This window comes from Streptomyces sp. CWNU-52B (assembly GCF_047444975.1).
Taxonomy (GTDB): domain Bacteria; phylum Actinomycetota; class Actinomycetes; order Streptomycetales; family Streptomycetaceae; genus Streptomyces.
In genome coordinates this window covers 1-23,029 of record NZ_JBLFJV010000028.1, presented here as the reverse complement: position 1 = coordinate 23,029, position 23,029 = coordinate 1, and the positions used below count along the sequence as shown (strand labels likewise).

Sequence of the window (23,029 nt, the reverse complement as noted above, 5' to 3'; positions counted from 1 at the left end):
CCTTCGTGCAGTGGTGTGTCTCTGCTGGGTCCGCCGTCGGCCGGTGCGCGTCACTGCGCGGCACCGGCCGGCGACTACGCGAGGTGTATTCGACCGATAGTGATCATCTCTTCCGTACGACGACGAAGTCGGCGAGCTCCACGAACTGAGCCCGTACCTGGTCCGGCATATGGATCGTGTCGAGCGCCTCGACGGCGACGGTGTGCTGCCGTCGTGCCTCCTGGGCGGTCCACTCGCGGCCGCCCGCCTCCTCGATGAGCGCGGCGCGCGCGGCGAACTCCTCCTCGGAGAAGTTCTCGAAGTCGCTGCTCCCGGCGTCCGCGGCGAGCAGTTCCCCCAGGCGCTCGGAGGCCGGGCCGCCCGCCGCGAGCGCGGCCACGACGGGCAGGGATTTCTTGCGCTGGCGCAGATCGCTCCAGGTCTGCTTGCCGGTGGACTCCGGGTCGCCCCAGATGCCGAGGAGGTCGTCGACGGCCTGGAAGGCGAGGCCGAGGTGGTAGCCGTACTTCTCCAGCGTGTCGGCCGTGCGGTCGTCGGCGCCGCCGAGGACCGCGCCGATGGAGGAGGCGCAGGCGAGCAGGGCGCCGGTCTTGTTGCCCTCCATCTCCAGGCACTCCTCGACGCTGACGCGGTCGCGGTGCTCGTAGGAGATGTCCTGGGCCTGGCCGTCGATCAGCGCGCGGGTGGCGGTGGTGAGGCGGCGGGTGGCGCGGCCCGCCTCGACCGTGCCGAGCTCCAGGAGCAGCTCGTTGGCCAGCGCGAACAGGGCGTCGCCGACGAGGATCGCCTGGGCGGGGCCGTGCACCTTCCAGACGGTGTCGCGGTGGCGGCGCTGCTCGTCGCCGTCCATCAGGTCGTCGTGCAGGAGCGAGAAGTTGTGCACCAGTTCGACGGCGACCGCGCCCGGCACGCCCACCTCGGGGGCGGCTCCGGCGGCCTGGGCGGACAGCACGGCGAGGGCGGGCCGTACGGCCTTGCCACCGTCGCCCTCGGTGGGGTTGCCCTCGGCGTCGATCCAGCCGAAGTGGTAGGCGGCGACGGTGTCCATGGGGGGTGCGAGGCGGTTGATGGCCGCCCGCAGCACCGGTGAGGCCAGGGTCCGGCCGCGCTCCAGGAGCGCGGTCACGTCCACCGCGTCGGCAGCCTTCGATGCCGGGGGCACAGTGGGCACAGTCTCTCCTCTATTTGCGATGTGGGGGGTGCGGGAGCCGGCCTCGGCCGCGCTCCGGTCGAGCGTCACGCCGCCTCCTCGAAGAGTTCGAAGAGAGGGTCGTGGGGCCGGCCCAGGGCGCCGAGCGCGGCGGACGCCGCGCTCACACCGCTGCGGACCGCACTCTCCATGGTCGCGGGCCACCCTGTGGCGGTCCACGCGCCGGCCAGGTACAGGCCGGGTGCCTTGGTGCGGGCGCCGGGCCGCAGCCGTCCGACGCCGGGCGTCGGAGCGAACGTCGCCGTGCGCTCCCTGGTCACGAAGAAGTCCTGGACCACCGCCTCCCGGGTGCGGGGCAGCAGCCGCTCCAGCTCCGGCAGGTACCGCTCGCGCAGCACCGAGACGGGTTCGTCGATCTCGTCCTGCGCGACCGACTGGGACAGCGCGAGGTACTGCCCCTCCTTGAGCCCGGAGGCCTCGGTCCGGTCGAAGACCCACTGCACCGGGGAGCCGAGCGCGGCGAAGAACGGCCGGCTGAGCACCTTCCGGTCGTACACGACGTGGATGTTGAGGATCGGCGCCGTCCCGATGTCCAGCAGCCGCTCAGGGGCGTCGAGCGCGCCCGCGGGCAGCAGATCGTGGGCCTCGCGCTGCGGTACGGCGAGGACGACCGTGCCCGCGTCGAGCGTCTCGCCGGGAACCGATACGCTCCAACGCCCGTTCTCGTGGTGGGAGATGGAGGTGACTCGTGTACGGACTTCGGTACGGACTCCCGCGGAGTCGAGCGCCTTGCGCGCCAGCCGGTCGTGCAGTTCGCCCAGCGGGACGCGCGCCCAGCCGATGTCGGCGGCGCCCGGGGCGGAGAGCAGACCTGTCTTGAACACCATCGCGGCGAGCCCGAGCGAGGCGTCGCCGGCCACCGCGTTGAGGGTGGCGACCCCCACCAGGTCCCACAGTGCCTCGATGGCCCGGTCCGACTGACCGTGCCTGGCCAGCCAGCCGCCGAAGCTCTGCGCGTCGAGTGACGGATCGGCGAGGTCGAGTCCCTTGAGCGCCAGTGCGGCACGGCCGACCTTGGCGCGCTCGGCGAGCGACAGATGCGGGTAGGTCGCGAGGCTGCGCGCCAGATGGAGCGGGACGGGCAGTGCCGTTCGGCCGATTCTGCCGAGCCGCCGGCCGGGTTTCGCCGCCGCGTCCAGGACCGGCACGTCGAGGCGGTCCTGCAGCGGTGCGAGGTCCGTCGCGTCGAGGCGGTCGAGGAGCCAGCGGTAGGCCGTGCAGCAGCGCAGATACACATGCTGGCCGTTGTCCACGGTGAGTCCGTCGCGCTGGAAGGAGAAGGCGAGCCCGCCGAGGCGGGGCCGTCCTTCGAGCAGTGTCACGCGGACGCCCGCGTCGGCCAGCGCGAGTGCCGCGGTGATCCCGGCGAGCCCCCCGCCGACCACTACGGCCGTCGCGGGGCGGTCCGATGAGTCGGTGTCGAGCCCCTCGTCCTGCGTGGTGTCGTTCATCGTGCACCTTCCCCCGCGGCCTCGCCGTGCCGGTGGAACGGGGCGCGGGCGGCCGTCGCAGTCTGGGACGCCGTCCGGGGCCTGAGGGTTGCGCGCCGTTTCCAGACACTCGCGTCATCTCGGGCAGAAGTGTCCATCAAGCGCGCCTCCTGATGGTCCGCCGGGAGACATGCCGGGCGTCGAGGCCGGACAGGCCCCGCACGGCGACGTACGCCTTCTCGCGTCCGGGCAGCGAGACCCGGCCGCGCAGGACGGCCTCCGGCTCGCGCTCGATGCGGTCCAGGAGACGGCGGTAGATGCCGGCCATCGCGGCGACACAGGCACCGCTGCGGCGGTCCAGCATCGGCAGCAGCCGGTAGCCCTCCGCGAAGAGCGCGCGGGCCCTGCGCACCTCGAAGTGCACGAGACCGGCGAAGTCGGAGCCCTCCGGCGGACGGGACCCGTCGAACCCGGCCGAGCAGCCGAACTTCGCGAGGTCGTCCGCGGGCAGATAGGTCCGGCCGCCCTCGGCGTCCTCACGGACGTCCCTGAGGATGTTGGTCAGTTGCAGCGCGAGCCCGAGTGTGTCCGCGTACTCCGGCGCCCGGTCGGCGCCGCGCGCCCCCGATTCCGTACCGAAGACGCCGAGCGAGAGCCGGCCGATGGCACCGGCGACGCAGCGGCAGTAGACCTTCAGATCGTCCCAGGTCTCGTACGTCTCGCCGTGGACGTCCATGAGGACGCCGTCGATGAGTTCGTCGAGGCCTTCGAGCGGGACCGGGAAGTGGTCCGCCGTGTGCCGCAGGGCGACGGCCACCGGATCGGTGTCGTCCTCGTCCACCGCGCGGTCCCGGACCCGGGCGAGCAGCGCCCGGGTCTCCTGCAGCCGTGCCGCCTTGACCTCGGGCGCGAGCGCGCCGTCACCGATGTCGTCGACGCGCCGTGAGAACGCGTACAGCGCCGACATGGCACGTCGCTTGGGCGTCGGCAGCAGCCTGATGCCGTACGCGAAATTGCGGGCCTGCTGCCCGGTGACCGCCTCGCAGTAGCCGTAAGCGGCGAGTACCGGTGCGGACATGTGTGGTTCCGACTCCACGGTCCGGATCACCCCTCTCCTCGCAGAGTCACTCCCACCTCGCGCAGCAACTGGATCTTGCCGGGCTTCGGCGGGCCGGGAAGTACGTCGTATTCGGCGGCGGCGATCGCCCGGATCGCCGCCCTGCCCCCTGCCACGAACCCCGCGAGCAGCAGCTTCAGCCTGCCGTGGACGCTACCCACCAGGGGGGTGCCTTCATTCAGGAGGTGCGCGGCGCGTTCTGTTTCATATGCAACCAGTGCGCGCACCGACGCGCCTGCTGTGGCCGTGGCCAGATCCGCCTCCTGGACGTGGAAACGGGCCATGTCCTCGGCGGGAAGGTAGATGCGGTCGCGGCCGAGGTCCTCGGTCACGTCCTGGAGATGCTCGACGATCTGCAGGGCCGTGCAGACCGCGTCGGAGCGGCGGACCCGCTCGGGGGTCGAGGTGCCGGTGACGGAGAGGACCAGACGGCCGACCGGGTTGGCGGACAGCTCGCAGTAGGCGAGGAGGTCGTCGTAGGTCTCGTACCTCTTGACGGCCTGGTCCTGGCGGTTCGCGGCGATCAGGGCGAGGAAGGGCTCGGGGGTCGCTCCGGTGCGGCGGACCGTCGGCTGGAGGCGGCGCAGGAGGGGGTGGCCCGGGGTCGAGTCGAAGACCCGGCGCAGGTCCGCCTCTAAGGCGTCGAGCAGGACGAGCCGGTCCTCGGCTTCCTCGGGGCCCACGCCCAGGAGGCGGGCGTCCTGGCCGCCCGGGGCCAGGTCTCCGTCGCCGATGTCGTCGACGAGCCGGGCGAAGCCGTAGACGGCCATGAGGTCGGCGCGCCAGGCCTTGGGCAGGAAGAACGGCGCCACGGGAAAGTTCTCGTCCGCGGCCTTGTCGAGGGTGCCGCGCTCCGGGTCACCGGCGCGCGCCGTCCCGGCTGTCGTCATCGCTCGCTGCCCGGACCGGATACGGCACGCACACAGCGGAGCTGGAGAGTTTCCGTAGCCATTGCCGTCACATCTCCCGTTCTACACTGCTGACCCAATTGCGCCCATTTCGGACACGCCGCCCGGCCTTCCGCGCGGCGAAGCGCATGCCGGGTGTCGCGCATTATCGCCCCACTTGCCGCGAATCAGCACCGGTACAGCTTACGTTGTACAACCCGGCACGCCCCGGCGGGGTGTCCTGCACATCACAAGAACACACCGATTGGCGTCAAGATTCCTAAGGACGCCGAGAGTTGGCGTTTCCTTTGCAGACGCAGGGCCCCGTCGAACCGTTCCGACGGGACCGTACGCGTTTTCGTGGGCCGTGGACTACTTGCCCGTGAACTTCTCGTACTCCTTGATGACCTCGTCGGTCGGGCCGTCCAGGCGCAGCTCACCGCGCTCCAGCCACAGGACGCGGTCGCACGTGTCACGGATCGACTTGTTGTTGTGGCTGACGAGGAACACCGTGCCGGCCTCCTTGCGGAGCTCGCGGATCCGGGCCTCGGAACGCTTCTGGAACTTGCGGTCGCCGGTGGCGAGGGCCTCGTCAATCATGAGGACGTCGTGGTCCTTGGCGGCCGCGATGGAGAAGCGCAGCCGGGCGGCCATGCCGGAGGAGTAGGTGCGCATGGGCAGCGTGATGAAGTCGCCCTTCTCGTTGATGCCGGAGAAGTCGACGATGTCCTCGTAGCGTTCCTTGATCTGCTCCCGGGACATGCCCATGGCCAGTCCGCCGAGGATGACGTTCCGCTCGCCCGTCAGGTCGTTCATCAAGGCCGCGTTGACGCCGAGGAGCGAGGGCTGGCCGTCGGTGTAGACGTGGCCCTTCTCGGCGGGGAGCAGTCCGGCGATGGCCCGCAGCAGGGTGGACTTGCCGGAGCCGTTGGAGCCGATGAGGCCGATGGCCTCACCGCGGTAGGCGTTGAAGGAGACGCCGCGCACGGCGTGCACCTTGCGCACCCCGCGCTCCTCGCCGCGCTTGATGATGCGGCTGAGGGCGGCGGTGGCGCTGCCCTTGCCGGTCTTGGCGCCGTTGACGCGGTAGACGATGTGCAGCTCGTCCGCGATGACGGTCGGGATCGGGCTCCCGGTGTTCTGCTCAGCCACGGCCGTAACGCTCCTCAGCCTTCCAGAAGTACACGAAACCGCCGACGGCGACGAGCACGGCCCAGCCGCCCGCGACCGCCCACACGTGCGGCGGCAGGTTCTCGGAGCCGTAGCCGTCGATGAGCGCGAAGCGCATCAGGTCCATGTAGATGGCGGCCGGATTCCACTGGAGGACGTCGGCGATCCACTTGGGGTGCTCGTCGAGCATCACGGGGATGGAGAACATGACACCGGACGCGTACATCCACGTACGCATCACGAACGGCATGAGCTGGGCCAGGTCCGGGGTCTTCGAACCCAGCCTGGCCATGATCATCGCGAGGCCGGTGTTGAAGAGGAACTGCAGCGCGAGCACCGGGAAGATCAGCAGCCAGGACAGCTGCGGATAGCTGCCGAAGCCGCTGGCCACCACGAACAGCACGATCATCGAGAAGAGCAGCTGCTGGAGCTGCTGCAACGAGAACGAGATCGGCAGCGCGGCGCGCGGGAAGTGCAGCGCCCGGACCAGACCGAGGTTGCCGGAGATCGCCCGCACGCCCGCCATCACCGAGCTCTGGGTGAAGGTGAAGGTGAAGACCCCCGTCACCAGGAACGGGATGTAGATGTCACGGGGCATGCCACGGCCGGCCTTCAGGATCAGGCCGAAGATCAGGAAGTACACGGCCGCGTTCAGCAGCGGTGTGGCCACCTGCCACAGCTGGCCGAGCTTGGCCTGGCTGTACTGGGCCGTGAGCTTCGCCTGCGAGAAGGCGAGGATGAAGTGACGCCGCCCCCAGAGCTGGTGGACGTACTCGACGAGTCCGGGCCGGGCGCCGCTGACGGCCAGCCCGTACTTGGCGGCGAGGTCCGCCGCGGAAAGCCCTTCATCGGGGGACGGAGGGGCGCTCACCGCGACGCCGCCGTCATGCGTTGTCTCACTCACAGTGGAAACTTTCGTCCTCAAGATGCGCGGCCTGGTGGGGCGTAGGCCAAAGACAGGGACCGGGGTACGGCCCGAATGCTCTCAGACATCGAGCTTGTCAGATGACGGGTGGTCGGCCCAGTCGGGTCAGGCGCCACACCGTACGCCACTTCATGGGGCGCCGGGGGCCGCACGGACTGGTCCAGCCCTCCTTGAAGCCGCCGAACCAGGCCCGCAGCGCGGGGCGGGACGGGCGGCGCGCCAGCGTGAGCAGCATCCAGACGCCGAGGTAGACGGGGACCAGCGGCGCGGGCAGGTTGCGACGGGCGAGCCAGACGCGGTTGCGGGCGACCATCCGGTGGTAGACCGCGTGCCGCGAGGGCGCGGTCGTCGGATGGTTGAGCACCATGTCCGAGCGGTAGTCGATCATCCAGCCCGCGTCGATGGCCCGCCAGGCGAGGTCGGTCTCCTCGTGGGCGTAGAAGAACTCCTCGGGCAGCGCGCCGACCTCGGCGAGCACCTTCGTACGGACCGCGTTGGCGCCGCCGAGGAAGGTGGTGACGCGGGAGTCGCGCATCGGGTCGGAGGCGCGCAGCCGCGGCACGTGCCGGCGCTGGGTCTCCCCCGTCTCGGGGTCGGCGATGCGGAAGCTGATGATGCCGAGCGACGGGTCGGCCCCGAACGCCTGCCGGCACAGCTCGGCCGTGTCGTGGTGGGCGAGGAGGCCGTCGTCGTCCAGGAAGAGCAGGACGTCCACGTCGGTGCCGCCGGGGCCGAACGCCTCGATGCCGACGTTGCGCCCACCGGGGATGCCGAGGTTCTCCGGCAGCTCGACCGTGCGGACACCCGGCGCCGACCCGGTGACGTCCGGTACGGGCGAGCCGTTGCCGACCACGACCACCTCGACCGGGTCGCCGTCCTGCTTGGCGACCGAGTCGAGGAGGGCTCGGAGTTCGTCGGGGCGGTTGCCCATGGTGATGATCACCGCGCCGACCTTCGTGGCCGCGCTCATTTCAGCCTGCTCGAAGCGAGGATGGACACCAGGTGCAGCAGGGTCTGCAGCAGCGCGATGCCGGCCAGGACCGCGACCCCGAGCCGTGAGAAGAACAGGTCGTCCCTGACCGTGTCCAGGACCGCGAGGACCAGGATCAGCAAGGACGCCTCGACGCCGAGGACCAGCCGGTGGAACTTCAGCGCGGCGGCGGCCCTGCGGGCCAGGGCCACACCGGAGGAGCGCGGCTCGGACGCCGACTCCTGGACCGGGGCCTTGCCGGTCTGGTGGCGGGCGACACCGACCAGGTCGGTCTCGGCCTTGATCAGGATGGCGCCGAGGGCGGCCAGGGTGCCGAGGAAGGCCCACAGCCAGTCGATCCGCCCGGTGCCCCACAGATCGGCGGCGCGCAGTCCGAAGCCGACCAGGACCGCGGCGTCGCACAGGTAGGCACCCACGCGGTCCACGTAGACCCCGGCCATCGAGAACTGCTTGCGCCAGCGGGCCAGCTCACCGTCGACGCAGTCGAACAGCAGGTACAGCTGCACCATCAGCACGCCGAGCACGGCGCCCGGGATGCCCGGTACCAGCAGGGCCGGGGCGGCGAGCACGCCGAAGACGGTCATCAGATAGGTCAGCTGGTTGGGCGTGACCCGTGTGTTCACCAGGTGCCGGTCGATGCGCAGCGAGAGCTCGCGCATGTAGAGCCGGCCGGCCCAGTGCTCGCCGCTGCGGCGGTCCTTCACACCCGGCGGGTGGACGACCGGGCGGAGCTCAGCTACCGATGGCTTTTGCATAGTCGGCGTATGCGTCCCTGATCTGGTCGGTGGAGAGGGCGAGGTGTTCGAGGATGGTGTAGCGGCCCGGCCGGGTCGACGGGGCGAACTCCACGACCTGGACGAACTCGTCCAGGGTGAAGCCGATCTCCTCCGGCAGCACGGGCAGTCCGTGGCGCCGCAGGACCTCGGCCATGTACGCCGACTCCTCGTGGGCACCGCGCAGGTGCATCGCGAAGGCCGCGCCCAGACCGCACTGCTCGCCGTGGCTGGCGGCGCGTTTGGGGAAGAGCAGGTCGAAGGCGTGGTTGATCTCGTGGCAGGCGCCGGACGCGGGGCGGGAGTCGCCCGCGACCGACATGGAGATGCCGGTGAGGACCAGTCCTTCGGCGAGCACCTGGAGGAAGGCGTCGTCGCCGACGCCGCCCGGGTGCCGCAGCACGGCCTCGCCGGCCTGGCGGGCCATCGCGGCGGCCAGGCCGTCGATCTGCTCGCCCTTCTCGCGGTTGGCCAGCTCCCAGTCCGCGATCGCGGAGATGTTGGACAGGGCGTCGCCGATGCCGGAGCGCACGAAGCGGACCGGGGCCTCGCGGATCACGTCGAGGTCGATGACGACGGCGATCGGGTTCGGCACACCGTACGAGCCGCGGCCCGCGTCGTTGTCGAGGGTCGCGACCGGCGAGCACAGACCGTCGTGCGAGAGGTTCGTGGCGACGGCGACCAGCGGGAGGCCGATACGCGCCGCGGCGAACTTCGCGCAGTCGATGATCTTGCCGCCGCCGAGGCCCACGACCGCGTCGTAACGGCCCTTCTTCATGGCGTCGGCGAGCTTGATCGCCTCGTCCAGGGTGCCGCCGCCGACCTCGAACCAGTCGGCGCCCGGCAGCGCCGGGGCCAGCCGCTCACGCAGCTTGGCCCCCGAGCCGCCGCTGATCGCGACGGCCAGCTTGCCGGAGTGCGAGATGCGCTGGTCGGCGAGGACCGCCCCGAGGTCGTCCAGGGCACCCGGACGGATGTCGACGACGACCGGCGAGGGGATGAGCCTCGTCAGTACTGGCACGCGATCTCACGTCCCTTGGCGAGGTCGTCGTGGTTGTCGATCTCGACCCACTTGACGTCGCCGATGGGGGCCACGTCGATGCGGAAGCCGCGGTTCACGAGCTCCTGGTAGCCGTGCTCGTAGAACTGCTGCGGGTCCGTCTCGAAGACCGTCTTCAACGCGTCGGCGAGCTCGTCGGCCGCGTCGCCCTCGATGAGGGTGACGCCGATGTACTCACCGGTCGCCTCGGCCGGGTCCATCAGCTTGGTGATCTTCGTCATGCCGCCCTCGGGGCCGACGACGACCTTCATCTCCTCGTCGGCGAGCGACTTCACCGTGTCGAGGGCGAGGATGATCTTCTTGCCGTCGCCGCGGGCGGCGAGCAGGGTCTTCTCGACGGAGACCGGGTGCACGGTGTCGCCGTTGGCGAGGATCACCGAGTGCTTGATGGCGTCACGGCCGCACCACAGGGAGTAGGCGTTGTTCCACTCCTCGGCCTTGTCGTTGTCGATCAGGGTGATCTTGACGCCGTACTTCTGCTCCAGCGCCTCACGGCGCTCGTAGACGGCTTCCTTGCGGTAACCGACGATGACCGCGACCTCGGTCAGACCGATCTCGGCGAAGTTGCCGAGGGTGAGGTCGAGCACGGTGATGCTGTCCTCGTCGCCTTCGGGTCCCACCGGCACCAGGGCCTTGGGCAGGACGTCGGTGTAGGGACGCAGACGCCGTCCGGCGCCGGCAGCCAGCACGAGGCCGATCATGCGGGTTCTCCTTCATCGTGTACGGCGGGTGCGCCGCGCCTGTGCGCGGTCACCCAGTAGCGGATGCTCTCGAAGAGCACCACCAGAGCCACGGCCACGGCGAGAACCGCGAGCGCGACCTTGAAATCTTCAGCGGCGAGCAGCGCGGCCAGGACGGTGACCAGCAGCGCCCTGCCTTCGTGCCCGCCGATCGCCCGCACCAGCCAGTGCGGCGGCGCGCCCGCGCCGCCGCGGATGCGGTACACCGTGTCGTAGTGATGGTAGGCGACCGCGGCCACCAGCCCGAAAGCTGCCGGAAGGGCGCCGTTCACATCGGCTTCGGCGGCCAGGATCAGCACCGTGCCGTACTCGGCGGCGCGCAGCACCGGCGGGACCAGCCAGTCCAGGGCGCCCTTGAGCGGCAGCGCGACGGCCGCGCCGGAGGTCAGCACGTACAGCGCGGCGGCGAGGACGGGCCACCAGCTGCCGTAACCGCCGGCCCGGGCGGCGGCGACCAGCAGCACGGCGCCCGGCAGCACGACCAGGAGACGCGCACCGTACGGCGGCTTCACGGGCAGCTTTCCCAGCAGCGAGGCGAGCGGGCCGGAGTCGGTGAGCTCTGCCAGTGCGCGCGTGGCGCGGTCGGTGCGCCGTGCCTTGCGGGTCAGCGACCTGAGCACCCGGCCTGACGTCGTGTACAGCGCGGCGAAGGCACAGCCGACGAGCAGCACGTAGAAGGTGACGCGGGGCGTGGTGACCGCCGTGAGCACGGCGATCATCGCCCAGCGCTCGCCGATGGGCAGCACGATCATCCGGCGCAGCCAGACCGTCCAGCCGACGCTGTCGAGCTTGCCGGAGAGGGCGGCGGTGGGGCTGGTGCTGCCGTCGGCGGCCGTGCTGTCGGCGTTCGCCTCGTTGAAGGAGAAGTCCACCACGTGCCGGCAGGTCTGCAGGATCATCGCGCCGAGGGCCAGCGCCCATACGTCGTCGCCCCCGCGGGCCGCGCCGAGGGCGAGGCCCGCGTAGTAGGCGTACTCCTTGGCCCGGTCGAACGTCGCGTCGAGCCAGGCGCCGAGCGTGGAGTACTGCAGGGAGTAGCGGGCGAGCTGCCCGTCCGTGCAGTCGAGGACGAAGGAGAAGAGGAGCAGCAGGCCCGCGGCGACGAAGCCGGCCCGGGTGCCGGTCGCCGCGCAGCCGGCCGCGACCAGCGCGGTGAGCAGCGACGCCGTGGTGACCTGGTTCGGCGTCAGACCGCGGCGGGCGCACCAGCGGGCGAGGTAGCGGGAGTACGGGCTGATGCAGTACGTGGTGAAGAAGCCGTCACGGGACTTCACGGCCGTACGGAGCCGGATCGCCTCCTCGTCCACCGAGGAGACGGCCTGCCGGGCCTCGTTACGGGCCTGCGGGTCCCGCGGTACCTCGGCGACGAGGTCGCCCAGCACCGGGCGGTGCAGATCGGTGTCGAGGACCTCCGACACCCGGTCGGTGACGATGCCGACCACCACGGAGCCGTTGGAGGCGTCCGTGGAGGCGGTGCGCAGGGCCCGGCCCAGGGCGGCGCGCGCCGCGGGCTTGGCGGTGACGGCACCGGGGATCGCGGCGGCCTCGAAGCGGGGGTCGGTCAGACCGAGCCGCAGCGCGTGGACGTGTCCGACGAAACGGGAGTCGACGACGGCGACCCGCTGGTCCGGGGGGACGCCGGCGAGGAGCGTCTCGGCGTCGGCCGCGTCCGTGGCGACCCGCACGTCGAAGCCGAGCGACCGCAGATCGCCCTCGAGCGACGACCCGGGGACCGGCTGACCGGTGAGGATGGCGGTCGACAGACGAACTCACTCCTCTGGGTTCCGGCGTGCACGACGCCGGGCATGTGCGTGGTGGGGGTGCGCCTCTGGCCGAGTACGGCCGGGCGGCGTGTCGGCAGAGGCTATCGGATGACGGGAAGCGGCCGTTCACCGCCCGTTCATGGCCCGATCAACACGATGTGACCATCGCTTCCGCCACGATCATCATCGTGGATGGTGGGCCCGGCCCACAAACCGCGACCCATTCCGGCGCAATTCACGGCATAGCCCCGGTGCCCTCCCCAGGGCGCCGACCGGCATAGGGTGGGCGCCCATGACATGGCTGATCACAGGTGGGGCCGGATACATCGGGGCGCATGTGGCGCGGGCCATGGCCGAGGCCGGGGAGCGTGTGCTCGCGCTCGACGACCTGTCGGCCGGGGTTCCCTCGCGGCTGCCCGACGGGATCCCGCTCGTCCAGGGTTCGTCCCTCGACGGGGAGTTGCTCAAGCGGGTCCTCGCCGAGCACGCGGTGACGGGTGTGGTGCACCTGGCCGCGCGCAAGCAGGTCGGTGAGTCCGTGGCCCAGCCCACGCGCTACTACCAGGAGAACGTCGGAGGGCTCGCGACGCTCCTGGACGCCGTCGCCGGGGCGGGTGTGCGGCGTTTCCTCTTCTCCTCGTCCGCGGCCGTCTACGGCAACCCGGACGTGGATCTCATCACGGAGGACACCCCGTGCGCCCCGATGAGCCCCTACGGCGAGACGAAGCTCGCGGGCGAGTGGCTGGTGCGGGCCGCCGGACGCGCGCACGGCATCGGCACCGTGTGCCTGCGCTACTTCAACGTGGCGGGCGCCGCCGCGCCGGAACTGGCGGACACCGGTGTCTTCAACGTGGTCCCGATGGTCTTCGACCGGCTCACGCGTGACGAGGCTCCCCGGATCTTCGGCGACGACTACCCGACGCCGGACGGCACGTGCGTACGCGACTACATCCATGTCGCCGACCTCGCCGAGGCACATCTGGCGGCGGCCCGGCGACTGGTGTCGGCGGATTCCCCGGGCGATCTGACGGTCAACATCGGCCGCGGCGAGGGGGTCTCGGTGCGTGAACTCGTCACGCTCATCGGCGAGGTCACCGGTGACACCCGCCCCGCGCGCGTCGAGCCGCGCCGGCCGGGTGACGCCCCGCGCGCGGTCGCCTCGGCCGCGTCGGCCGCCGAGGAACTGGGCTGGAGCGCGCGGCGCGGAGTGCGCGAGATGGTCGAGTCGGCCTGGCGGGGCTGGCAGTTGCACCACGCGTGACATGCGTACACGCTGGACGTGCGCGCCGCGGCGGGCGTGGACGGAAGGGCGTACGCCCGGTGGTGGAGGGGGCGCGCCCGCGTGCGGTCCGGTCGGCGGGCGCGGGGGACGGACTTCGCGCTACGGCGTACGGCCCGGTGTCCCGCTCCGGGGACGTGGCGATCACCACCGTTCTGGACGGTTCCATGCCGGTAACGGTGGGAACGATCCAGTGTCCGGCCCCTTTCGGCGTCCGGCCGGTACTGGGCGTGATGTCCGGTTCGGCCGCGCGACGGAACCGGACGTGCGGGACCCCGCGTGGTGCCGGGAGTGCCGGTTCAGTACGGCAGACTTGGGGCTCGAAGACCGATGCGAAGGACGGGTATGCCGATCACTCCTGCCACCGCGACGCACAGTTCGTCGAACGGCACTGCTGAAGCCATCTTGCTCGAACTGGTCGACGAGGACGGCACGACGATCGGCACGGCGGAGAAACTCACGGCCCATCAGCCACCCGGCCAGCTGCACCGGGCGTTCTCCGTCTTCCTCTTCGACGAGCGGGGCCGGCTCCTGCTGCAGCAGCGCGCGCTGGGCAAGTACCACTCCCCCGGTGTCTGGTCCAACACGTGCTGCGGCCACCCGTACCCCGGCGAGGCGCCCTTCGCGGCGGCCGCGCGCCGGACGTTCGAGGAGCTGGGGGTGTCGCCCTCCCTCCTCGCCGAGGCGGGCACGGTCCGCTACAACCACCCGGACCCGGAGTCGGGTCTCGTGGAGCAGGAGTTCAACCATCTCTTCGTGGGGATGGTGCAGTCGACACTGCGGCCGGACCCCGAGGAGGTCGGGTCGACGGCCTTCGTGAGCGCGGCGGAACTCGCCGAGCGGCACGCGAAGGACCCGTTCTCGGCGTGGTTCATGACGGTCCTGGACGCGGCCCGGCCGGCGATCAGGGAACTGACGGGCACCCCCGCGGGCTGGTGACCTCCGGGTCCCGCCCACGCGGGCGGGCCACGCGCGTGGTTCCGCGCCCCCACGGGGGCGCGGAACGGGTCATCGGGGAATGTCTGGGGCCCGGCTCGGACCTGTCGCACGACGGCGGTCAGACCGCCCCTGCAGACCGCCCGTGCACTACGTCGGTGGTCAGACCGCCCGCGTGACGGCGAGGGGCAGCGCCGACCAGATCACCTTGCCTCCCGTGGCCGTGTGCTCCACGTCGCACACACCGCCCGCCTCTCGCGTGATCTCGGTCACGAGCAGGAGGCCCCGGCCGCCGGTCTGGGCGTGGTCGGCCTCCAGGGCCGTCGGGCGGTAGGGGTGGTCGTCCTCCACGGAGACCCGCACCCACTCGGCGCCGACGGCGACCTCGACGGCGAGCATCGGGGAGACCACCGCCGCGTGCCGGACGGCGTTGGTCACCAGCTCGGAGACGATCAGCAGCAGCCCGTGCACGACGTCGTCCGAGACGGGTACGCCCTGGCGGGCCAGCAGGTCACGCACCGCGTGCCGGGCCTGCGGCACCGAGGCGTCGACGGCGGGAGCGGTGAACCGCCAGACGCCCTCGTAGGGCAGTGGGCCGTGCGGTCTGCCGTCCGGGGGCGCCTCCACGCCGCCGTCAGGACGTGGGCCGGGCCCCCGCCCCTGGTCGTCCATCGTCCGGTCGCCGCCCTTGCGCTCGATTGTCACCACACGTCGAGTGTTGATAACGCGCTGGTCCCCACCGGATAACTGAACAGAAGTCAGCGAGTATCGATGGTTTCTGATCGCGGACGCAGGAGATCGTCAACTGTGTGATCGATCTTGTCGATCTCGTGCCGAATTGGGAACTCTTCGGGTTGTACGGGTTTGGTCCGAGACCAGACTGACGATGCGCCGGCCGCCGTATCCGGTCGCGACGAGGCCCAGCCCGTCGAAGAGCAGCGCCAGCGAGAAGAACGTACCGATGACGTACTTGCTGCTGCTCGGCCAGGACGCGAGCACGAGGATGCCCAGCAGCAGACCGAAGGCGCCCTGCACGAGCGACCAGCCGAACTGGGGGCCGCGCACCACCAGGCTGCCGACCAGGCGGAAGACACCGCCGGTCAGGAACAGCAACGCGGCGAACATGGTGAGTGCCTCGGCGGCTGCTTCGGGCTTGCTGATGATCACGACACCGGCCGCGATGTTCAGGGCCGCGACCACGACACCGAGCCAGAAGAAGTTGGAGGCGCGGGCCTGCACCGCGTGCAGCAGTCCGACCACGCCGCCGATCAGCAGCAGCCAGCCGAACAGCAGCATCGAGGTCAGCGTGGCGACACCGGTGTAGACGAGGCCGACCAGGCCCGCGAGCACCAGGATCACTCCCAGCGCGGCGAGCCAGCCGAAACCGCGGCTGAGTTTGGCGGCCTCGTCGCTTCGGTCCCCGTCCCCGCGACCGCTCCCTGGTCCCGGTCCGGTGGCGGTCTCGGGTTCGGACTCGTATGCGGGCTCGGGTGTGGATCTGGACCTCGGCCTGAACCTGGCCATCGGCGCCTCCTCGGACGGCCCCCGTGTCCTCGTGCCCTCACGACTACCCGCCCCCTCCTTGATCGTACGTTCGAGGAGGACGGATAGCATCCGGCCATGGAGCCGCAGCTGCCGCACAGCGTCGCCGACGGGGTCGCCACCGTCGTCATCCACCACCCCGCCAAGCGCAACGCCATGACGGCGGACATGTGGCGGGCGCTGCCGCCGCTGCTCGACACGCTGGCCGCCGCCCCTGCCGTACGGGTGCTCGTGCTCACCGGGGAGGGCGAGACGTTCTGTGCGGGGGCCGACATCTCCTCGCTGCGGGGTTCCGCCGGAGGGACACAGGATCTCGCGGTGCGGGCGGAGGAGTCGCTCGCCGCGTTCCCCAAGCCGACGCTCGCGGCCGTACGCGGCCACTGCGTGGGCGGAGGGTGCCAGCTCGCGGCGGCGTGCGATCTGCGGTTCGCCGACGAGCAGGCGTCGTTCGGGGTCACCCCCGCGAAACTGGGGATCGTCTACCCGGCCTCCTCCACCCGGCGCCTGGTGTCCCTGGTGGGGCCCGCCACCGCGAAGTACCTGCTGTTCTCGGGCGAGTTGATCGACGCGGGGCGGGCACTGCGCACGGGTCTCGTGGACGAGGTGCTGTCCGGCGGCGCACTGGACGAGCGCGTCGCGGAGTTCGCCCGGGTCCTCGTGTCGCGCTCGCAGCTGACCCAGGCCGCGGCGAAGGAGTTCGCGGACGGCCGCACCGACCGGGACGGGTACTGGGCGCGGCAGGCGCGGGAGAGCGACGACACCGCCGAGGGGGTCGCCGCGTTCCTGGAGCGGCGTCCGGCGGCCTTCACCTGGACCTCCTCGGGCGCCGCAGGCGCCGCGGGCGCTAGGAGAGGATGAAGCGGCTGCGGGAGCGCAGCGCCTCGACGACGTGGGCCGGCGCCTTCTGCGGGGAGCCCGCGTCGTAGGGCGGCCGGGGGTCGTACTCCACCGCGAGCTGGACGCTCTGGGCGTACTCGTCGCCCGCGATCCTGCCGAGCAGGGTGAGGCCCATGTCGATGCCGGCCGAGACTCCGGCGGCCGTGACGTACTTGCCGTCGGTCACGACCCGCTCCCGTGTCGGCTCGGCGCCGAAGCGTTCCAGGTGGTCCAGGGCCAGCCAGTGGGAGGTCGCCCGGCGTCCCCCGAGCAGGCCCGCGGCGGCCAGCAGGAGCGAGCCGGTGCACACGGACGTCGTCCAGGTGCTCGTCGTGTCGGCCGTGCGCAGCCAGTCGAGGAGCGCCTCGTTCTCCATCTGCCCGGTCTGGCCGGGGCCGCCCGCGACCATCACGATGTCCGGGTGCGGGATCTCTGCGAGGGCCTGGTCGGCGGTGATGGCGAGGTTGCCGCTCTCGGTGCGGACCGGTCCCCGGTGTTCGGCGACGAAGACGGTCTCGGAGTCGGGGAGGCGGCCGAGGGTCTCGTAGGGGCCTACCGCGTCCAGGGCGGTGAAGCGGTCGAAGATGACGATGGCGATCTGCATGGGAACCCTTCGTTCGTTCGGGGGGTTTGCGGTGCGGGGTGCGGGGTGCCGCGTGCGGAGGTGTGGGGTCGGGTGCGGGTCGTCGTGGGCTGGGCGCGCCGTTCCCCGCGCCCCTTGCCAGGTGTCCGTGGAGCCCTGTTCGGATCAGCGGGCCACGCCCGGAGCGGAGGTGTGGGTCACGTGCCGGTCGTCGTGGGCTGGGCGCGCCGTTCCCCGCGCCCCTTGCCAGGTGTCCGTGGAGCCCTGTTCGGATCAGCGGGCCGTGCGCGTCGTGGAGGGCCGGCGTGCCGTTTCCCGCGCCGCCTGCGGGGTGTCCGTTGTCGGGTGGAAGCGGCGGCGGTATTCCGCCGGGGCCGTTCCCAGGGTTTTCACGAAGGCGCGTCGCATCGCCTCCGGGGTGCCGTAGCCGCAGGTTCTGGCGATCTGTTCGATGCCGTCCGCGGTGTCCTCCAGGAGGCGGCGGGCATGTTCGAGGCGTACCGAGTCGACATAGCGACCCGGAGTCGTGCCCGTCTCGGCCTGGAAGGCGCGGGCGAAGTGGCGGGGCGACAGCCGGGCGCGGGCGGCGAGTGTCTCGACGCACAGGTCCTCGCCCGGATGCTCGGTGATCCACTGCTGGACGTCCCTCAGAGGTGCGCGCCGGGCCGTCTGCGCGGACAGCTGGGCGCTGAACTGGGCCTGGTTCCCCGGGCGTCTGAGGAAGACCACGAGATGGCGGGCGACGGTGAGCGCCGCCTCCCGGCCGACGTCCTCCTCGACGAGCGCCAGGGCGAGGTCGATCCCGGCGGTGACCCCGGCCGAGGTGGCCACCCGGCCGTCACGTACGTAGATGGGGTCCGGGTCCACCTCGACGGCCGGGTGGTCGCGGGCGAGCTGGTCGCAGTACGCCCAGTGGGTCGTCACCCGGTGTCCGTCCAGGAGGCCCGCCTCGGCCAGCAGGATCGCCCCGGTGCAGACGGAGACCAGGCGCTCGGCGCGCGGGCCGTGCTCGCGCAGCCAGTCGACCACGCGCCGCTCGGGGCCGCGCGTGCCGCGGCCGCCCGGGACGAGCAGGGTGTGCGGCACCGGGGCCTCACCGAGGGCGTGGTCCGGGACCAGGGTCAGACCGCTGGAGGTACGCACCGGCCAGCCGTCCAGGGAGGCGGTGCGGATCCGGTACGTCTCGCCGGGCTCACCCGCCTGGAGGTCGGCGCCCGCGAAGACCTCCACGGGGCCCGTGACGTCGAGGCTCTGGACGCCGTCGAAGAGGACGACGAGGACGGTTCGGTGGGCCATGCGCTCGATTCTTCGCGGGTACGGAGATGGCCGCAATGACGAATACCCCACCTTCTCTGCCATTCCCCGCCGCTTCCCTACGTACCAACCAGTCGGTAACGTGCAGGCCATGACCACAGCCTTGCCGGAACGCGCCGGACGCCGATGTCACAACGTCCTCAACCCGCTGCACTCGTGCCAGTACTTCTCGCCGGACCTCGGCAGAGAGCTGGCCGCGGTCGGGGTGCCGGACCGCAGCGCCGCCTACTTCGCGGTGCGGGCCGCGGCCATGGGCGCGGTGGGCGCGGGCACGGTGACCGCGACGTTCTACAACTTCCACCACGAGCTGGTGGCGCGGCACGTGCCCGAGGTGTGGCGGACCGTCTCTCCCGAGGTGGCGCTCGCGGCGCGCGAGCGTGCCGCCGACGCGACGCTGCGACGGCTCCTCGGGGACGAGGCGATCGCCTCCGAGGAGGTCGCCGAGGCCGCGGGGCTGGCGCTGCGCGCCACCGAGGCGTGCACCAGGACCGCCCGCCCGCTGTACGCGGCCCACGCCGACCTGCCGGTGCCCGAGGCGCCGCACATGGCGCTCTGGCACGCGGCCACGCTGCTGCGCGAGCACCGCGGCGACGGGCATCTCGCGGTGCTGCTCGACGCGGAGCTCGACCCGATGGAAGCGCTGGTGACGCACACCGCCACCGGCCGGGGCATGGCGCCGAAGTGGGTCATGTCCACCCGCGGCTGGCGCCGCACGGACTGGGACGCGGCCTGCGCCCGGCTCCGCGAGCGCGGACTGCTCACCGCCGAGGGCGAGTTGACGCCCGAAGGGGTCGCACTCCGCAAGCAGGTCGAGGCCCGCACGGACCACCTCGACCGGGCCCCGTACGAGCATCTGGGCGCCGCGGGTGTCGAGCGCCTCACGGCGCTGGGCACGGGGCTGACCTCGGCGGCGCTGGCGGCCGGCGCGTTCCCCCAGGACGCGTTCGGCAAGGGCTGACCGCCCGCCTCCGCAACGGCCCGGGGACTCCACGGGATTCGGGAGGCCGATCCGAGGTACCCGGGTCTCTCCCGGCCGTACCGATCGGGAGACGAAAGGGGTAACTCGTGTTCCGTGCCATCGCAGACGTGTTGCGACAGATCGGCGGGGCCGTCGCCACCGTGGTGACGCTTCCGTTCCGGGCCCTGGCCCGGCTGTTCGGCGGCGCCTCCAGTTCGACGCGCAGGGGCGGACGGACGCGCAGGGCCTGACCCAGGACCCGAAGACCGACGAGTGAAGACCGACGAGCGGTGAAGAGTGCCGTGCGGAGCCGGACACGCCGAGAGCGTGTCCGGCTCCGCACGCTTCCGACTTCTCGCACGTCCCGACGCCCTTGATCCCCCGTTGTCGGTGCCACCTGCCACAATTGCGGCGCAACCTCAGTCAAGAAGGCGGTACGGGAATCGTGACCACAGAGCTGCCACCCCTCGCAGGGTCCATCGAAGCCAGGATCGCCGAGGAGCTCGGCGTACGGGAGCGGCAGGTCAAGGCGGCCGTCGACCTGCTCGACAGCGGTTCGACGGTGCCCTTCATCGCCCGCTACCGCAAGGAAGCGACCGAGATGCTCGACGACGCGCAGCTGCGCACGCTCGAGGAGCGGCTGCGCTACCTGCGCGAGCTGGAGGACCGGCGCTCGGCGATCCTCGACTCGGTGCGCGAGCAGGGCAAGCTCACCGACGAGTTGGCGGAGCGGATCCGGGGCGCCGAGACCAAGGCGCGGCTGGAGGACATCTACCTGCCGTTCAAGCCGAAGCGGCGCACGAAGGCGCAGATCGCGCGTGAGGCCGGTCTGGAGCCGCTCGCCGAGGGCCTCCTCAAAGACCCTTCGGTCGATCCGGTCGCCGCCGCCACGGCCTTCGTCGACGCCGACAAGGGCGTCGCCGACCCGCAGGCGGCCCTGGACGGCGCCCGCTCCATCCTCACCGAGCGGTTCTCGGAGGACGCCGACCTGATCGGCGAACTGCGCGAGCGCATGTGGGTGCGGGGCCGGCTCGCCGCCAAGGTGAAGGAGGGCAAGGAGGAGGCGGGCGCCAAGTTCGCCGACTACTTCGACTTCGCCGAGCCCTTCAAGGAGCTGCCCTCCCACCGCGTCCTCGCCATGCTGCGCGGCGAGAAGGAGGAGGTCCTGGACCTCGTCCTGGAGCCCGAGGAGCCGTCCGAGCAGCCCGGCCCGTCCTCGTACGAGGGGATCGTCGCGCACCGCTTCGGGATCGCCGAGCGCGGCCGCCCCGGCGACAAGTGGCTGACGGACACGGTCCGCTGGGCGTGGCGCACCCGGCTGCTCGTCCACCTCGGCATCGATCTGCGGCTGCGGCTGCGCACGACCGCCGAGGACGAGGCGGTCGACGTCTTCGCGACGAACCTGCGCGACCTGCTCCTCGCCGCCCCGGCGGGCACCCGCTCGACGCTGGGCCTGGACCCCGGGTTCCGTACGGGGGTGAAGGTGGCCGTGGTCGACTCGACCGGCAAGGCCGTCGCCACGGACGTCATCCACCCGCACGTCCCGGCGAACAGGTGGGACGAGGCCGTCGCCAAGCTCGCGCGCCTGGCCAAGGAGCACGCGGTCGAGCTGATCGCGATCGGCAACGGCACGGCGTCCCGCGAGACGGACAAGCTCGCCGGCGAGCTCATCGCCAAGCACCCGGAGCTGAACCTCACCAAGGTGATGGTGTCCGAGGCGGGCGCGTCCGTGTACTCGGCGTCGGCGTTCGCGTCGCAGGAACTGCCCGGCATGGACGTGTCGCTGCGCGGCGCCGTCTCCATCGCGCGCCGCCTGCAGGACCCGCTCGCCGAGCTGGTGAAGATCGACCCGAAGTCGATCGGTGTCGGCCAGTACCAGCACGACCTGTCCGAGGTGAAGCTCTCGCGCTCCCTCGACGCGGTCGTCGAGGACTGTGTGAACGGCGTCGGCGTGGACGTGAACACGGCGTCGACGCCCCTGCTCTCCCGGGTCTCCGGCATCACCTCCGGGCTCGCCGAGAACATCGTGGCGCACCGTGACGCGAACGGCCCGTTCACGTCGCGCACCGCACTGAAGAAGGTGGCCAGGCTCGGCCCCAAGGCGTACGAGCAGTGCGCGGGCTTCCTGCGCATCCGCGGCGGCACCGACCCGCTGGACGCGTCGAGCGTGCACCCCGAGGCGTACCCGGTGGTCCGGCGGATGGTGAAGACGGCGGGGAGCGAGGTCGGTTCGCTGATCGGCAACACGGGGGCGCTGCGCTCGCTGCGGCCGGCCGACTTCGTGGACGAGACGTTCGGGCTGCCGACGGTGTCGGACATCCTGCGGGAGCTGGAGAAGCCGGGGCGCGACCCGCGGCCCGCCTTCAAGACGGCGACCTTCAAGGACGGCGTCGAGAAGATCGCCGACCTGGTCTCCGGGATGGTCCTCGAAGGGGTCGTCACGAACGTGGCGGCGTTCGGCGCGTTCGTGGACGTCGGGGTGCACCAGGACGGTCTGGTGCACGTCTCCGCGATGTCCAGGACGTTCGTCAAGGACCCGCGGGACGTGGTGAAGTCCGGCGACATCGTGAAGGTGAAGGTGCTCGAGATCGATATTCCGCGCAAGCGGATCTCGCTGACGCTGCGGCTGGACGACGAGGTGGCGGCCGCCGGGCAGGAGGGGGCGGCCGCCTCAGGCGGACGGCCTCAGCGCGGTGGCGGTGCTCAGCGCGGTGGTGGCGGCCGGCCGCCTCAGCAGCGGGGGCGTGCCGGGGGTGGTGGCGGCACCGGTGGCTCCGGGGCGCGTCAGGCCGCGCCGCCGGCCGGGAACAGCGCGATGGCGGACGCGTTGCGGCGGGCCGGGCTCGTCGACCCGAAGGGTCGTAAGGGACGCGGCTGACGCGGTCGGCCGGGCCCGGGACTTCGGTTCGCACCGGAGGGCCGGGCCCGGACCGCTGCCAAGGGGCCGGGCCGGTGGGGAAAATGCGGTGCGGGCCGGCACCACGCTGGTCAGACTCGCTGACATGACTGAGCAGATCACCCGCATCAACCCCGAGCAGCTGCACGAGACACCCGGCTACCACCACATCACCGTGGTGGAGGCGGGCCGTACCGCCTATCTGGCGGGGCAGTGCCCGCTTGACCGGAACGGCGACCTCGTCGGTCCCGGTTCCCTCGACTCGCAGGTCGACCAGGTCGTCGCGAACGCGCTCACGGCCCTGGCAGCGGTGGGTGCCCGGCCCGAACATGTGGTGCGGTCGGTGATCTACGTGCGAAGCGACGAGAGGGACCTTCTCGGAGCCGCATGGAGTCGGCTCACCGCGTCGGCCCTGGGCCCGGCGTTCACCACCGCGAGCACGCTCCTGGGCGTCGCGCAGCTGGGCTTCACGGGACAGCTCGTCGAGGTGGATCTCACCGTGGCCCTGCCCGGCGGATCCGCCTAGGTCGTTTCTGATGGCTCTTGTGGGGTGGGGTGGATCAGGTTCTGGGCCGGGCA

At 71.5% G+C, this 23,029-nt stretch carries 23 protein-coding genes; 7 read left to right on the top strand and 16 right to left on the bottom strand.

Annotated elements, in window-relative coordinates:
* Positions 1-103 precede the first annotated feature (103 nt).
* The 12 genes from ACLVWQ_RS26100 to ACLVWQ_RS26045 form a co-directional block, all read right to left on the bottom strand.
* On the bottom strand, positions 104-1,171 hold the full coding sequence (locus ACLVWQ_RS26100) for a polyprenyl synthetase family protein (protein ID WP_414111611.1): 1,068 nt from the start codon (positions 1,169-1,171) through the stop codon (positions 104-106).
* A 65-nt stretch (positions 1,172-1,236) separates the two neighbouring features.
* A complete protein-coding gene (gene hpnE, locus ACLVWQ_RS26095) occupies positions 1,237-2,661 on the bottom strand; it encodes a hydroxysqualene dehydroxylase HpnE (protein WP_414111610.1) in 1,425 nt (474 codons plus the stop codon).
* Positions 2,658-2,798: a DUF6380 family protein gene (locus ACLVWQ_RS26090; RefSeq protein WP_414111720.1), complete on the bottom strand. Its 141-nt coding sequence runs from the start codon at positions 2,796-2,798 to the stop codon at positions 2,658-2,660. The genes hpnE and ACLVWQ_RS26090 overlap by 4 nt, the downstream gene beginning before the upstream one ends.
* Positions 2,798-3,748, bottom strand: a complete 951-nt coding sequence (hpnD, locus tag ACLVWQ_RS26085) for a presqualene diphosphate synthase HpnD (RefSeq protein ID WP_414111608.1) — start codon at positions 3,746-3,748, stop codon at positions 2,798-2,800. Before hpnD ends, ACLVWQ_RS26090 begins: the two co-directional genes overlap by 1 nt.
* The gene (hpnC, locus tag ACLVWQ_RS26080; RefSeq protein ID WP_414111607.1) at positions 3,745-4,647 is read right to left on the bottom strand and encodes a squalene synthase HpnC; all 903 of its coding nucleotides are present in this window, start codon (positions 4,645-4,647) and stop codon (positions 3,745-3,747) included. Before hpnC ends, hpnD begins: the two co-directional genes overlap by 4 nt.
* A gap of 369 nt (positions 4,648-5,016) precedes the next feature.
* A complete protein-coding gene (locus ACLVWQ_RS26075) occupies positions 5,017-5,796 on the bottom strand; it encodes an ABC transporter ATP-binding protein (protein WP_414111606.1) in 780 nt (259 codons plus the stop codon).
* Positions 5,789-6,718, bottom strand: coding sequence for an ABC transporter permease (locus ACLVWQ_RS26070; RefSeq protein WP_414111605.1), 930 nt, complete (start codon positions 6,716-6,718; stop codon positions 5,789-5,791). The genes ACLVWQ_RS26075 and ACLVWQ_RS26070 overlap by 8 nt, the downstream gene beginning before the upstream one ends.
* Before the next feature lie 97 nt (positions 6,719-6,815).
* Positions 6,816-7,709 (bottom strand): glycosyltransferase family 2 protein, encoded by an 894-nt coding sequence (locus tag ACLVWQ_RS26065; RefSeq protein ID WP_414111603.1) that lies wholly within the window; start codon positions 7,707-7,709, stop codon positions 6,816-6,818.
* On the bottom strand, positions 7,706-8,485 hold the full coding sequence (locus ACLVWQ_RS26060) for a CDP-alcohol phosphatidyltransferase family protein (RefSeq protein WP_414111602.1): 780 nt from the start codon (positions 8,483-8,485) through the stop codon (positions 7,706-7,708). Before ACLVWQ_RS26060 ends, ACLVWQ_RS26065 begins: the two co-directional genes overlap by 4 nt.
* Positions 8,463-9,524 carry an iron-containing alcohol dehydrogenase family protein gene (locus ACLVWQ_RS26055; protein WP_414111601.1) on the bottom strand — a complete coding sequence of 354 codons (1,062 nt, stop codon included), beginning with the start codon at positions 9,522-9,524 and terminating at the stop codon, positions 8,463-8,465. The genes ACLVWQ_RS26060 and ACLVWQ_RS26055 overlap by 23 nt, the downstream gene beginning before the upstream one ends.
* A complete protein-coding gene (locus tag ACLVWQ_RS26050) occupies positions 9,512-10,264 on the bottom strand; it encodes a sugar phosphate nucleotidyltransferase (protein WP_414111600.1) in 753 nt (250 codons plus the stop codon). Before ACLVWQ_RS26050 ends, ACLVWQ_RS26055 begins: the two co-directional genes overlap by 13 nt.
* Complete coding sequence (locus tag ACLVWQ_RS26045; protein WP_414111719.1) at positions 10,261-12,066, bottom strand: DUF5941 domain-containing protein; 1,806 nt, start codon at positions 12,064-12,066, stop codon at positions 10,261-10,263. Before ACLVWQ_RS26045 ends, ACLVWQ_RS26050 begins: the two co-directional genes overlap by 4 nt.
* 292 nt (positions 12,067-12,358) lie before the next feature.
* Here ACLVWQ_RS26045 and galE point away from each other — a divergent pair, with 292 nt between their 5' ends.
* Positions 12,359-13,327 carry a UDP-glucose 4-epimerase GalE gene (gene galE / locus ACLVWQ_RS26040; protein WP_414111599.1) on the top strand — a complete coding sequence of 323 codons (969 nt, stop codon included), beginning with the start codon at positions 12,359-12,361 and terminating at the stop codon, positions 13,325-13,327.
* Between the two features lie 363 nt (positions 13,328-13,690).
* Entirely contained in the window at positions 13,691-14,284 is a 594-nt protein-coding gene (gene idi / locus ACLVWQ_RS26035) for an isopentenyl-diphosphate Delta-isomerase (protein ID WP_414111598.1), read from the top strand.
* A gap of 159 nt (positions 14,285-14,443) precedes the next feature.
* Here the strand turns inward: idi and ACLVWQ_RS26030 are convergent, their stop codons facing one another.
* Positions 14,444-14,953: an ATP-binding protein gene (locus ACLVWQ_RS26030; RefSeq protein ID WP_414111718.1), complete on the bottom strand. Its 510-nt coding sequence runs from the start codon at positions 14,951-14,953 to the stop codon at positions 14,444-14,446.
* 129 nt (positions 14,954-15,082) lie between these two features.
* Entirely contained in the window at positions 15,083-15,805 is a 723-nt protein-coding gene (locus ACLVWQ_RS26025) for an HdeD family acid-resistance protein (protein WP_414111597.1), read from the bottom strand.
* A 96-nt stretch (positions 15,806-15,901) separates the two neighbouring features.
* On the opposite strand from ACLVWQ_RS26025, the gene ACLVWQ_RS26020 reads away from it, so the two are divergent.
* Positions 15,902-16,681: an enoyl-CoA hydratase/isomerase family protein gene (locus ACLVWQ_RS26020; protein WP_414111596.1), complete on the top strand. Its 780-nt coding sequence runs from the start codon at positions 15,902-15,904 to the stop codon at positions 16,679-16,681.
* Here the strand turns inward: ACLVWQ_RS26020 and ACLVWQ_RS26015 are convergent.
* Together ACLVWQ_RS26015 and ACLVWQ_RS26010 are read right to left on the bottom strand one after the other, a co-directional pair.
* Positions 16,668-17,303 (bottom strand): DJ-1/PfpI family protein, encoded by a 636-nt coding sequence (locus ACLVWQ_RS26015; protein ID WP_414111595.1) that lies wholly within the window; start codon positions 17,301-17,303, stop codon positions 16,668-16,670. The genes ACLVWQ_RS26020 and ACLVWQ_RS26015 overlap by 14 nt on opposite strands.
* A gap of 252 nt (positions 17,304-17,555) precedes the next feature.
* Complete coding sequence (locus ACLVWQ_RS26010; RefSeq protein WP_414111594.1) at positions 17,556-18,578, bottom strand: GlxA family transcriptional regulator; 1,023 nt, start codon at positions 18,576-18,578, stop codon at positions 17,556-17,558.
* A 109-nt stretch (positions 18,579-18,687) separates the two neighbouring features.
* Here ACLVWQ_RS26010 and ACLVWQ_RS26005 point away from each other — a divergent pair, with 109 nt between their 5' ends.
* The 4 genes from ACLVWQ_RS26005 (at position 18,688) to ACLVWQ_RS25990 (ending at position 22,976) form a co-directional block, all read left to right on the top strand.
* Positions 18,688-19,554 (top strand): SCO6745 family protein, encoded by an 867-nt coding sequence (locus tag ACLVWQ_RS26005; RefSeq protein ID WP_414111593.1) that lies wholly within the window; start codon positions 18,688-18,690, stop codon positions 19,552-19,554.
* A gap of 107 nt (positions 19,555-19,661) precedes the next feature.
* Complete coding sequence (locus ACLVWQ_RS26000) at positions 19,662-19,805, top strand: LPFR motif small protein (RefSeq protein WP_307130397.1); 144 nt, start codon at positions 19,662-19,664, stop codon at positions 19,803-19,805.
* A gap of 194 nt (positions 19,806-19,999) precedes the next feature.
* Complete coding sequence (locus ACLVWQ_RS25995) at positions 20,000-22,432, top strand: Tex family protein (protein WP_414111592.1); 2,433 nt, start codon at positions 20,000-20,002, stop codon at positions 22,430-22,432.
* 124 nt (positions 22,433-22,556) lie between these two features.
* Positions 22,557-22,976, top strand: a complete 420-nt coding sequence (locus ACLVWQ_RS25990) for a RidA family protein (protein ID WP_414111591.1) — start codon at positions 22,557-22,559, stop codon at positions 22,974-22,976.
* Positions 22,977-23,029: the final 53 nt, after the last annotated feature.